An 11,869-nucleotide genomic window follows, 5' to 3' on the forward strand; every position below is an offset into this window, starting at 1 on the left:
GCTAACTGCCCGGCACGGGTTCGGCAGCACGCCTGTGGTCCAGGCAGGGCAGCAGGTCCGGTGCGGCGAGCAGTCGCTCGAAGGCCAGTTCGGCCGCGCCGATCAGCGACGCCTCCGGGACCGTTCCCTGGAGCAGCGTGATCGGCGCGCGGCCGATGGTGAGCATGCCGCGCTGCAGGCCTATTCGCACTGAGGGTTCGGCGATCCGCAGCACTTGGGCCAGGTGGCCGCCGGTGACGATCGCCTCCGGGTTGAGCACGTGCGCCACGCTGGACAACCCGCGGCCCAGCCACTGCGCAACGGACGACACCACGTCCAGCGCGACCGCGTCGCCGTCTGCCGCGCGTTCGAAAAGTGAATCCAGTGAAGGAGATTCGATCCCGGCGGCCTCGGCAGCGCGCAGGATGGCTTCCTCGCCGACATACTCCTCGAGGCAGCCGCGATTGCCGCAATGGCAGACGGGGCCGTCGGCCTGGACGGTGAGGTGGCCGATTTCCGCGGCATACCCCCGGCTGCCGCGCAGCAACTCACCACCGACGATGACGCCGCCACCGACGCCGACCCGCCCGAGAACCAGGACGACGTGCGAAAAACCGGCAGCGACTCCGCGGCGATGCTCGGCGAGCAGGGCCAGGTCGGAGTCGTTGCCGACCACGACATGGTCGCCCAGTCGCGCTCGCAGCAGCGAACCGAACGGCGCATTGCTCCACTGCAGGTTGGGCGCGTAGACAGCGATGCCCTGCGGGTTGTCGACCATCGCCGGAACACTGACACCGACACCGACCCGGACGCTGTCGTCCACGCCGACACACAGCTGGCCCGCCGCATCCGCGACCCGGTCGGCGACGCGTGCCGCCGACCGGTCGGACCCCGGGCGGTGCTCCCAGGTGATGCGGTCGAGCACCGTCCCGGAGAGTCCGACAGCGGCCACCTGCACTCGCGCGACGTCGACGTCGACCGCGATGACGTGCACCGCGCCGGGCCGGAGCGCCACCAGGTATGGCGGGCGCCCGGCCCTGTCCCGGCTCTCGGTCGGCGTGTGCTGGACCACGATCCCGAGCTCGACCAGATCGCCGACCAGCGCGCCGATCGTGCTGCGGTTGAGCCCGGTCAGCCGCACCAGATCCGGTCGCGACAGCGGGCCGTGCAGGTGCAGGTGCCGCAGCACGACGGACAGGTTGTGCCGTCGGATCTGCTCGGGGCGCGCCGCGGAGCGTGCGCCCGGTGGCATCAGCGGACCGGCCGGAGGACGGCCATCAGCCCACCCCGGTCGAACCGGCGCGGCGCCGGGACACGGCGTCGACGGTGGCGGCGAGCAGCAGCACCAGCCCGGTCACGATCCACTGCCAGGCGGAGTTGTTCTTGCCCTGCAACAGGTCCGCCATACCGTTGATGATGACGGCGACCACGGCACCACCGACGACTGCGTCGGTGATCTTGCCCTTGCCCCCGAAGAGGCTGGTGCCACCGACCACGGCTGCGCCGACGGCGAGCAGCAGCGTGTTGCCGCCACCCTGGGAGGCATTGACCGCGGTCTGCGAGGCGAGCACGACACCGGAGACCACGGCCAGCATCGAGCAGATCACGAAGACCGAGATGCGCACGGTGTTGACCCGGATGCCGGCCCGGCGGGCGGCCTCGTCGCTTCCACCGACGGCGTAGACGTGCCGGCCGTAGCGGGTGCGGCTGAGCACGAAACCGAGCACCACGACGAGCACCAGGATCACCGGCACCACCCACGGAACCCCGCCGAGGTATGCCGCAGCGACCTTCTCGCTGACCAGCTTGCCGTCCTTCTGGACGATCTTGGTGCCGCCTCCGGCGTTCACCGCCCGGTTGAGGTTGAGCACGAGGGTGAAGACGATCGCGACGATCGCGATGCCGCCCACCTTGGATGCAGTCACCAGGACCGGCTCGGTGGGCAACTCCCGGCGTCGCCGCGCGTTGACGGCCAGCAGCTTCTGGGCGGCGTAGCCGACGATGACGATCGCAGCCATCAGCCAGCCCGCCCACTGCGGCATGTTGCTGTTCTCAAGAGCGACCAGCGCCTCGCTGTTCAGCGACACGTTGCCCTGCGTGCCGGCGCTGTTGACGACGATCTGCACGACACCCTGCAGGCCGAGGAAGAGCGCCAGGGTCGAGACGAACGACGGAACCCGTAGGAAAGTGCGCATCCAGCCGATCAGCAGGCCGATGGCGGCGCCGACGACCAGGGCGAGCAGCACGGCGAGCGGCCACGGCCAGTTCTTCATCAGCAGCACGGCGACGACCGCGCCGCCGACACCAGACGTGGTGCCGGCCGACAGGTCGATCTCGCCGAGCAGCAGCACGAACACCAGGCCCATGGCGAGCAGGATGCCGGGGGCAGCCTGGGTGATCAGGCTGGCGAAGTTGGCCTTGGTGAAGAAGCCGCTCTCCGCGACGGAGAAGACCAGGAAAAGGACGACCAGCGCGGCAACTGCGGGCAGCGAGCCCATGTCACCGCCGCGGATGCGTTGCCAGTAGTTGTGCAGGTAGGCGCCGACGCTGCTGCCGGTCGGCAGCGTCGTCGCCGCTGCCGCAGTGTCGTCGGACGCAGTCTCCGCCTCGGCGGCGGTGGCCGGCTTGGCGAATTCGGGGGTCATGCGGATGCTCCAGTGATCGTGCCGATGGGTTGCAGGCCGAGGTTGCCGCTGCGGCCGGTGGTGATCAGCTCGACGACCTGGGTCTGGTTGACGTCTGCCCGGTTGACGGTCGCCGCCAGCTGGCCGAGGTAGAGGACCGAGATCGTGTCGGCCACCTGGAGCACGTCGAGCATGTTGTGCGAGATGAGGATCACGGCAGTGCCCTGGTCGGCGAGACGGCGCACCAGCTCGAGCACCTGTGCGGTCTGCGCGACACCGAGTGCGGCCGTGGGCTCGTCCAGGATGACGACCTTCGACTTCCACAGTGCGGCCTTGGCGATGGCGACCGTCTGCCGCTGACCGCCGGACAGGCTGGACACGCGCTGTCGCACCGACTTCAGGGTGCGCACCGACAGCGACTTCAGCGTGTCGGACGCGGCGATCTCCATCGACTCCTCGTCGAGCACGATGCCGCGCAGGCGCTCCCGGCCGAGGAACATGTTCTGGACGACGTCGAGGTTCTCGCAGAGAGCGAGATCCTGGTAGACGATCTCGACCCCGAGGGCGGCCGCGTCGCGCGGGTCGGACACGTGCTGGGACGTGCCCTCGAACTCGTAGCTGCCCGAGTCGATCGTGTAAGTGCCACCGATGCACTTGACGAGAGTGGACTTGCCGGCGCCGTTGTCGCCGACGAGCGCGGTCACCTTACCGGCGTATGCCGCAAAGTCGACGTCGTGCAGCACATGCACGGCACCGAAGCTCTTGTTGACCCCGCGCAACTGCAGGATCGGCTGATCAGACATGAATCTCCCTAGACACGAGTGCGGGCCGGGCGGACGGAGGTCCGCCCGGCCCGCACTTCGTAGTGACGAACGGAACGCTTACTTGACGCCGGCGGCCTTGCACAGGGCGACGTACTTGCCGACACAGGTGGTCGACTTCGGCGTGTATCCCGCGTTGATCGGGACCGCGACGTTCGCCTTGGTGATCGCGATCGGCGGTGCCAGAATCGCCGGAACCTCCCGGCCGGTCTGGGTGTCCTTGATCTGGGTCGTCGTCTTCGGCGGCTTGCCGTTGGCGAGGTCGGCCGCCGCGTCGATGACCGGGTAGGCCTCTTCGGTGGACGGCTTGTAGATGGTGAAGCACTGGGTGCCGTCCATGATGCGCTGCAGACCCTGCACGGTCGCGTCCTGTCCGGAGACGGCGACCTTGCCGGCCAGTCCCTGCTTCTGCAGAGCGGTGACGACCGATCCCGCCATACCGTCGTTGGCGACCATGACGGCGTTCAGCTTCGGGGCCTTCTGCAGCATCGAGGTGAAGATGATCCCGGCCTGCTGGTTGTCCCAGTTGGGCACCGACTGGTCGCCGACCTTCGTCCAGCCCTTGGCGTCCTTCAGGACGCTGTCGTAGCCCTGCTTGAAGAGCGTGGCGTTGTTGTCCGTCGGGGCGCCGTTCAGATCGACGTACTGCACGGCCGACTTGCCCTTGACCTGCGAGCACTGCTCGAGGGTCTTGCCCTGCAGCTGACCGACCTTGACGTTGTCGAACGACACGTAGAGGCTCGCCGACCCGCCGAGGGTGAGGCGGTCGTAGTCGATGGTGTAGATGCCCTTGGACTTGGCGGTCTTCTCGATCTGGGCCGCGGATGCGGAGTCGAGGTTGACCAGCGCCAGGACCTTGACGCCGTCATTCATCATCTTGGTGGCGATCGTGGTCATCTGCTGCGCCGAGCCGTTGGCGTTCTGGATGTCGCAGCTGAGGTTGTCGGTCTTGCAGCGCGCCTTCAGCGCCTCCGGGTCGGAGGAGATCCAGCGGTTGGAGGATTGCCGGTCCGGCAGAATGATGCCGACCTTGGCGCCCTTGCCGTCGACGCCGCCGGCTGCGGCGGTCGCCGAGCCGCCGGTTGCCGGCGCGCTGCTCGAGCTCATACCACCGGTTCCGCTGCTCGGCGTGCCGCTGGACTTGCCACCGCCACTACTGCTGCTGCCGCACCCCGCCAGGGCGATGACGCCGGCAACTGCACAGGCTGTGCTGAGTGCACCCTTGCGCATGGTTCCACCTTTCCGTCCAACTCGAAGGCAGATCATCCGCCGGTTCGAGCCGTTGTCCATGAATATGTTGCGTACGGCAACTTATCCCGACCGTGAGTGATCCGCACCACATTTGGCCGGATCGGCGCCCTGAGCGGCAGATCGTGACCTGGCTGTGACCTGCTCGTTCGGCATACGCACAGGGAACTCCCGAGATTCGCGCGGGCTGACCGCTTAGGTTCCGCAGGTATGAGCGTCGAGGTCGGCACCCGCAGACGCGCCCGGCTGACGAGCCGTCGGCGTGCAACGCGCCGACGGCTCGTCATCGCCATGGTCGTCATCCTCGTGCTGGTCATCGGTGGCGGCATCGGTCTCTATCTGCATCTGAACGGCAACCTGAAGACCGCTCCGCTGCTATCGCAGGGCCACGAGACCAAGAACGCGGCCGGCCACTCACCGATCAACCTGCTGGTCATCGGATCGGACACCAGGGCGAGCCGTGAGGACTGTGCAATCGGTGGCGACTGCTCTGTTGCAACGGCGACCTCGACGAAGGCGACGTCGGCGGCCGCCAATTCGGATGTGCTGATGGTGGTGCACATCTCGGCCGACCGCAGCAACGCGACCGTGATGAGCATCCCGCGCGACACCATGATGAGCGTGCCGTCGTGTGTCGATCAGGCGACGGGAGAGACCGAGAGTCCGCACGTCGACCGGATCAACAGCACTTTCCAGTATGGCGCGGACTGCACCGCGCGCGCGGTGCACCAGCTCACCGGCATCGTCGTGGATCACTTCATGGTGATCGACTTCGCCGGTGTCGTGAAGATGTCCGATGCGGTCGGCGGCGTGTCGGTCTGCGTGAACAACAATGTCTACGACCCGTATTCGCACCTGAAGCTCGCCAAGGGAACGCACACGCTGAAGGGAATCGCGGCACTGGAGTTCCTGCGCACCCGGCACGGTTTCGGCGACGGTAGCGACATCGGGCGCACGGTCGCCCAGCACGTCTTCCTGTCCGCGATGCTGCGCAACATGGAGAGCGCGTCGACGCTGGTCAACCCGGTCAAAGTCCTCAAGCTGGCCGATGCGGCCACCTCGGCGGTCACCGTCGACCCCGGCCTGGGCAGCATCCCCTCCCTGACGTCGCTCGCCTATCAGCTCAGTGAAGTGCCCGGCTCCCGCACCACGTTCGTGACGATGCCGACGGTGCCTGATCCGAGCAACGACAACGTGGTGGTTCCGGCGTCGAACGCACCCACGCTGTTCGGCAAGATCGTGCGCGACGTGAGCCTTAGCCGGCCTGCCGGCCACATCGGCGTGTCCAAGGCGCCGAAACCGTCGAAGTCGACAGTCGCGAAGCCGAGCGCCAGCCCGACACCGACGGATTCCGCGACCGACTATGCGGAGACCGTGACATCGGCGTCGGGTTGTGCTCAGGTCAGCACCTACCGGACCGTGGTCATCAACGGCGTCGCGATGACACCGACCCAGGCGTATGCCGCCAGCCCCTCCGTTCCCGACTCGGCACCGTGACCGGCGGGAACGGCTCGGCTGGTGCTGCTGTGACGGATGAGGCAGAATAGGGCGCACAACCGCACAAGCACGCCATACGGCACGTATGCCGGCCGCCCGCGAGGTCGTTGGGGAAGACGTCCCTCGCAATTGTCAGGAGGCCCGGATGTCTGCCGCTACTGCGCGCGCTGTTACCCGCGGGGTGGTGTTCGTACACTCCACCCCGGCCGCGCTCTGCCCGCACATCGGCTGGGCGCTGGAAAGTGTGCTCGGCGCTGCCGCGCCCATCGAGTGGATCAAGCAGCCCGTCGCCGCCGGCACTCTGCGCACCGAGCTGTCCTGGATGGGCGAGCCCGGCACCGGTGCCAAGCTCGCCAGTGCCCTGCGCGGCTGGGTCGACGTGCGCTACGAGGTCACCGAGGAACCCAGCCCCGGATGCGATGGCTCGCGCTGGTCGCACACGCCGACTCTTGGCATCCATCACACCTGGACCGCTGCGTCGGGGGACGCGGTCGTCAGCGAGGATCGGCTGCGCGCTGCGCTCGTCGCCAGCAAGGGTGACCCGGAGCTGTTCCGGGCCGAGATGGCCGAGCTGCTCGGAACTGCCTGGGACCAGGAGCTGGAGCCCTTCCGGTATGCCGGCGAGGGTGCCTCGGTGCGCTGGCTGCACCGCGTGTCCTGATCCGGCCGCGCTCCTCACTCGCGAAGGGAGGAGCGCGGGGATCAGGCCGTCCTCAGCACGACCGCGATGTTGTGGCCGCCGAAGCCGAACGCGTTGCTCATGGCGGCCAGGTCGCCGTCCGGCAACGTGCGGTGGTCCTTGATGACCAGGTCGAGGTCGATCTCGGGGTCGACGTCGGTGACGTTGATGGTCCGCGGCACGATCCGGTGGTGCAGGGTCTGCGCCAGGATGATCGCCTCGAGCGCGCCGGCGGCGCCGAGCAGGTGACCGGTCATCGACTTGGTGCCGGTGAGGCACACGCCGTCCACGGCGTCGCCGAAAGCCCGCTTCACCGAGGTGATCTCGGCCGCGTCGCCGACGGGAGTCGAGGTCGCGTGCGCATTGACGTGCACGATGTCGGACGGCTGCAGGCCGGCGCTGGCGATCGCCTCGTTCATCGCCCGTGCCTGGCCCGCACCTTCCGGGTCACCGGCCGTGATGTGGTAGGCGTCGGCCGACATACCGAGGCCGGCGAATTCGGCGTAGATCTTTGCCCCGCGAGCCTTGGCGTGCTCGTAGGACTCCAGCACGACGACGCCGGCACCCTCGCCGAGCAGGAAACCGTCGCGGTCGGCGGCCCACGGGCGCGACGCGCCCTGCGGGTCGTCGTTTCGTTTCGAGAGCGCCTGGGAAGCGGCGAATCCGGCGATCGGCAACGGATGTATGGCGGCCTCGGTGCCGCCCGCGATGGCCACGTCGGCACGACCCTGACGAATCATGCTCGCTGCCAGGCCCATTGACTCGGCACCGGACGCGCAAGCGGACACCGCAGTGTGCGCTCCGGCACGTGCCTTGAACTCCATGGAGATCATCCCGGAGGCGGAGTTGGGCATCAGCATCGGCACGGTCAGCGGGTAGACGCGCCGCGGACCCTTCTCGTTCAGGACGTCGTACTGGTCGAGCAGCGTGTGCACGCCGCCGATGCCAGTGCCGATGGCGGCGAGCAGGCGCTCGGGCTCGATCTCCGGCGCGCCGGCGTCCTGCCAGGCTTCTCGGGCAGCGATCACGGCATACTGCGCGAACGGGTCGGCTCGGCGGATCTCGACCCGCGAGAGCACCTCGCTCGGGTCCTGCTTGAGGCTGGCCGCGAAGGTGACGGGCAGTTCATACCGCTCGAGCCACTCGGCCGGCAGCGGTTTGGCGCCGGACTCGCCGGCCAGCAGGGCCTCCCAGGTCTCGGGGGCCGTGCCACCGATCGGCGTGGTAGCGCCCAGTCCGGTGATGACGACGCGCTTGTCTGCGCTCATGAATCTTCAGGCTCCTCAGGCGGGGTGGTGGTATGACGCTGTTCCGCGGTGGTCCGGCGAGCACGCTCGCCGGACCACCGCGGGACGAAAGGGTGTTTCAGTCTTGAGCGTTCTGGATGTACTTGACGGCGTCGCCGACGGTGGTCAGGTTCTTGACGTCGTCGTCGGGGATGCGCACGCCGAACTTCTCCTCGGCGTTGACGACGATCGTCATCATGGACAGCGAGTCGATGTCGAGGTCCTCGGTGAAGGACTTGTCGAGCTGCACGTCCGCGGCGTCGACGCCGGTCTCCTCGTTCACGATCTCGGCAAGGCCCTGCAGGATCTCCTGCTCGCTCTGCGCCATCTCAATGCTCCTTGTTCGAATTGCTGATGGTGGATTTTCGCACCTTCGGGCTGACCCGGATTACCCGCCGGATCGCGGGAGTCGTGCATTCGACCTTATGGCACGGCGGGCCCTTGCCGGCGAACGTTCAGGGCAACTCGATCACTTGCGCCGCGTAGGCCAGCCCGGCTCCGAACCCGATCTGTAGCGCGAGCCCGCCGTGCGGGGCGATGCCTTCGCGCAGCATCCGCTCGGTCGCGAGCGGGACGGAGGCCGCCGAGGTGTTGCCTGTTTCGGCGATGTCGCGCGCGACCGGGATGTCGGCGGGCAGCTTCAGCTGCTTGATCATCGCGTCGATGATGCGCATGTTGGCCTGGTGCGGGATGAACACGTCGAGATCGTCGACGGTGATCCCTGCCGCGTCCATCGCCTGCTGCGCGACAGGGGCCATCGACCACACCGCCCAGCGGAAGACGGACGGGCCCTGCATCGCGAGAGAGGTCTCGGCGTACGCCTTCGCGGGGTCGAGGTCTGCCGCCTTGCCCGACTCGGCCTCGACGAACCATTGGTCGCGCAGCTGCGTCCAGGGCTCGCGCTGCTGGATGGCTTCCCACTTCTCGCCGTCCGAACCCCAGATAGTCGGGCCGATCGCCGGGTGGTCCGAAGGCCCGACGATCGCGGCACCGGCCCCGTCGCCGAAGATGAACGCGGTGCCCCGGTCGTGGATGTCGGTGAACGCCGACAGCTTTTCGGCGCCGATCACGAGCACGTTCTCCGCGCTGCCGCCGCGCACCATGTCCGAGGCGATCGAGACACCGTGACAGTAGCCCGCGCACGCTGCGGAGATGTCGAACGCCGGAATGCCGTTGGCGCCGAGACGGGTGGCGAGGGCAGGGGCAGCAGCCGGCGTCTGGTAGGGGTGGGTCACGGTCGCGACGACGATGGCACTGAGCCGGTCGGCCGTCATCCCGGCGGCGCGCAGCACGTCGAACGCGGCCGCCTCGGCCATGTCGATGACGGTCTCATCCTGCCTGGCCCACCGTCGCGACTCGATGCCGGAGCGCTCGCGGATCCACTGGTCGGAGGATTCGATCCAGGTGCAGACCTCGGCGTTGGTGATCACGCGTTCGGGGCGGTAGCCACCGACAGCGACGATGCGCGAATAGCGCGCGCCCTGCGAAGCCTGCAGCGTGCCAGTGTGTTTCGGCTGGACGGTCATGCGGGTCAGCTCCCTTGCGAAGCGTTGGAGGTGTGCTCGCGCAGGAGGTCGCGGGCCTTGTCGAGGTCGTCCGGTGTCTTGACGGCGACGCTCGCGACGCCGCGCATGCCGCGCTTGGCCAGACCCACGAGCGTTCCGGCCGGGCAGAGCTCGATCAGTCCGGTGACTCCCAGATCGAGCATGGTCTGCATGGTGGCGTCCCAGCGCACGGGTCCGGCGACCTGTGCGACCAGACGGTCGACCACCTCCGTGCCGTCGCTCACCGGGCCGCCGTCCTTGTTGGACAGCAGGCGGACACGGGGATCGTGCACCTCGAGCGACGCGGCGTGCTCGCGCAGCGCGTCGACAGCCGGTGCCATGTGGGCGGTGTGGAACGCCCCCGCCACCTGCAGCGGTATGACGCGAGCTTTCGCCGGCGGCGCTTCCTGCAGCGCGGCGAGCTGTTCCAACGTGCCCGCCGCCACGATCTGGCCGGCACCGTTGCGGTTGGCCGGGGTCAGCCCCAGCGACTCCAGCGTGACGAGCACTTCCGCCTCGTCGCCGCCGAGCACGGCCGCCATGCCGGTCGGCGTGACGGCGGCGGCGCGCGCCATATCGTTGCCGCGCTCGGTGACGAACCGCATCGCGTCGTCCTCGCTGAGCACGCTGGCGGCCGCGGCGGCGGTGATCTCACCGACCGAGTGGCCCGCCAGCACAGCGTCGCCAGCCAGGTCCGCGTCGTCCAGCAGTGCGCTGAGGGTGCCGAGGCCGGTGGCGACGATCAGCGGCTGCGCGACGGCGGTGTCCTTGATGGTCTCGGCATCAGAGGTGGTGCCGTGGGCGACCAGATCGGTGTCAGCGACCTGCGACAGCCGGTGCAGGTGGTCGGCGAAACCGGGCACCTCCAGCCAGGGAGTCAGGAATCCGGGGGTCTGTGAGCCCTGTCCAGGGCAGACGATCGCGAGCACAGGTCTACTGTGCCGGACCGGCCGTCCTGATGGCGTCTTCGAATCCGACGAAGCTGCGGCACCCCATTTGGAGGATTCCTCCAAAATGGGGTGACTCGCTCAGAGGCGGGAGAGTGCGAGCGCGAGCCGCACGGTGAAGGCGTCCCGCGGGTCGGTGAGGTCATATCCGGTCAGTTCGGCGATGCGCCCGAGCCGGTAGCGGACGGTGTTCGGGTGCACGTAGAGCGTGCGCGAGGTCGCCTCCAGTGCGCCGCACTCGAGGTATGCCGCGACGGTGTCCCGCAACTCGGGGCGGTCGCGCACCGGCCGGGTCACCTTGTCGACGAGGGACCGGCGGGCGCGTGTATCGCCCGCCAGCGCGCGCTCGGGCAGCAGCTCGCTCGCGGCGCACGGCCGTGGCGCGTCGGGCCAGGCCGCGGCCGCGCGGTAGCCGGACAGCGCGGCCCGGGCGCTGCGTCCGGCGGCATACAGGTGCGGCACGCGCGGTCCGACGACGACCGGGCCTTCGCCCCAGAGGTGCTGCAGGGCCGTGGCGACGGCCAGGCTGTCCTCGACGCCGCCGAGGATCGCGATCAGCAGGTTGCGATGCACGGACGCGAGGGTTGTCACGCCCTTGTGAGTTGCGTTGCGCCGCAATGCATCCAGTGCGTCAGTGCCCGGTCCGTGCGGGGCCGCGCCGGCGATCACGACGACACCTCGCACGTCGTGCCAGCCCAGCGCTGCGACCCGGGAGCTGAGGTCGTCGTCGGCCTCGGCGCGCAGCACGGCATCGACGACGAGAGCTTCCAGCCGGGCGTCCCAGGCGCCACGGACCTCGGCTGCCTGTGCGTAGACGTGTGCCGCGGCAAACGCGATGTCCCGGGAGTAGATGAGCACGGCCTCGCGCAACTGTTGCTGCTCACCGGCCGCCGCCAGCTGTGGCACATGCTCCTCGACGACGTCGATCGCCGTGCGCACCATCTGCAGCGTCTGCTGCAGCGCGATGCTCCGGGTCAGTTCTCTGGGCGCGGCGGCGAACACGTCCACCGGCAGGGACGGGGTCCGGTCCGGAGCGCGATACCAGGAGATGAAGGCACCGATGCCGGCCTGAGCGACCAGGCCCACCCAGGAACGTTCGTCAGCCGGGAGGCCGCGGTACCACTCGTAGCTCTCGTCCAGCCGGGCGATCGCGGCCGCCGACAACTGGTCGGCGCTGCGCTCGAGGCGCTGCCCGGTGCTTGTGGACATGCGCCAAGTGTATGGCGAGCGCGAAGGGCCCCGGG

Annotated in this window: 11 protein-coding genes; 2 read left to right on the forward strand and 9 right to left on the reverse strand. The window is 68.7% G+C overall.

Annotated elements, in window-relative coordinates:
- Nucleotide 1: 1 nt before the first annotated feature.
- The 4 genes from EFY87_RS14775 to EFY87_RS14790 all read right to left on the reverse strand — a co-directional run bounded on the left by EFY87_RS14775 (nucleotide 2) and on the right by EFY87_RS14790 (nucleotide 4,654).
- Nucleotides 2-1,231: an ROK family transcriptional regulator gene (locus EFY87_RS14775; protein ID WP_123272249.1), complete on the reverse strand. Its 1,230-nt coding sequence runs from the start codon at nucleotides 1,229-1,231 to the stop codon at nucleotides 2-4.
- Nucleotides 1,232-1,256: 25 nt separating this feature from the next.
- Nucleotides 1,257-2,624 (reverse strand): sugar ABC transporter permease, encoded by a 1,368-nt coding sequence (locus EFY87_RS14780; RefSeq protein WP_123272250.1) that lies wholly within the window; start codon nucleotides 2,622-2,624, stop codon nucleotides 1,257-1,259.
- Nucleotides 2,621-3,406, reverse strand: coding sequence for an ATP-binding cassette domain-containing protein (locus EFY87_RS14785; RefSeq protein ID WP_123272251.1), 786 nt, complete (start codon nucleotides 3,404-3,406; stop codon nucleotides 2,621-2,623). Before EFY87_RS14785 ends, EFY87_RS14780 begins: the two co-directional genes overlap by 4 nt.
- Before the next feature lie 78 nt (nucleotides 3,407-3,484).
- Nucleotides 3,485-4,654 (reverse strand): sugar ABC transporter substrate-binding protein, encoded by a 1,170-nt coding sequence (locus EFY87_RS14790; RefSeq protein WP_123272252.1) that lies wholly within the window; start codon nucleotides 4,652-4,654, stop codon nucleotides 3,485-3,487.
- A gap of 228 nt (nucleotides 4,655-4,882) precedes the next feature.
- Between EFY87_RS14790 and EFY87_RS14795 the strand changes: the two genes are divergently transcribed.
- Together EFY87_RS14795 and EFY87_RS14800 are read left to right on the forward strand one after the other, a co-directional pair.
- A complete protein-coding gene (locus EFY87_RS14795) occupies nucleotides 4,883-6,169 on the forward strand; it encodes an LCP family protein (protein ID WP_220093651.1) in 1,287 nt (428 codons plus the stop codon).
- Between the two features lie 145 nt (nucleotides 6,170-6,314).
- Complete coding sequence (locus EFY87_RS14800; RefSeq protein ID WP_123272253.1) at nucleotides 6,315-6,830, forward strand: DUF3145 domain-containing protein; 516 nt, start codon at nucleotides 6,315-6,317, stop codon at nucleotides 6,828-6,830.
- Between the two features lie 41 nt (nucleotides 6,831-6,871).
- On the opposite strand, the gene fabF is transcribed toward EFY87_RS14800, so the two are convergent.
- The 5 genes from fabF to EFY87_RS14825 form a co-directional block, all read right to left on the reverse strand.
- Complete coding sequence (gene fabF, locus EFY87_RS14805; protein WP_123272254.1) at nucleotides 6,872-8,116, reverse strand: beta-ketoacyl-ACP synthase II; 1,245 nt, start codon at nucleotides 8,114-8,116, stop codon at nucleotides 6,872-6,874.
- Between the two features lie 97 nt (nucleotides 8,117-8,213).
- The gene (locus EFY87_RS14810) at nucleotides 8,214-8,462 is read right to left on the reverse strand and encodes an acyl carrier protein (protein WP_123272255.1); all 249 of its coding nucleotides are present in this window, start codon (nucleotides 8,460-8,462) and stop codon (nucleotides 8,214-8,216) included.
- Between the two features lie 127 nt (nucleotides 8,463-8,589).
- Entirely contained in the window at nucleotides 8,590-9,660 is a 1,071-nt protein-coding gene (locus EFY87_RS14815) for a beta-ketoacyl-ACP synthase III (protein ID WP_123272256.1), read from the reverse strand.
- A 5-nt stretch (nucleotides 9,661-9,665) separates the two neighbouring features.
- Nucleotides 9,666-10,607 (reverse strand): ACP S-malonyltransferase, encoded by a 942-nt coding sequence (locus EFY87_RS14820; RefSeq protein ID WP_123272257.1) that lies wholly within the window; start codon nucleotides 10,605-10,607, stop codon nucleotides 9,666-9,668.
- A gap of 99 nt (nucleotides 10,608-10,706) precedes the next feature.
- Nucleotides 10,707-11,834: a PucR family transcriptional regulator gene (locus EFY87_RS14825; protein WP_123272258.1), complete on the reverse strand. Its 1,128-nt coding sequence runs from the start codon at nucleotides 11,832-11,834 to the stop codon at nucleotides 10,707-10,709.
- Between the last annotated feature and the right edge of the window lie 35 nt (nucleotides 11,835-11,869).

This window comes from Flexivirga caeni (assembly GCF_003724155.1).
Lineage (GTDB): Bacteria > Actinomycetota > Actinomycetes > Actinomycetales > Dermatophilaceae > Flexivirga > Flexivirga caeni.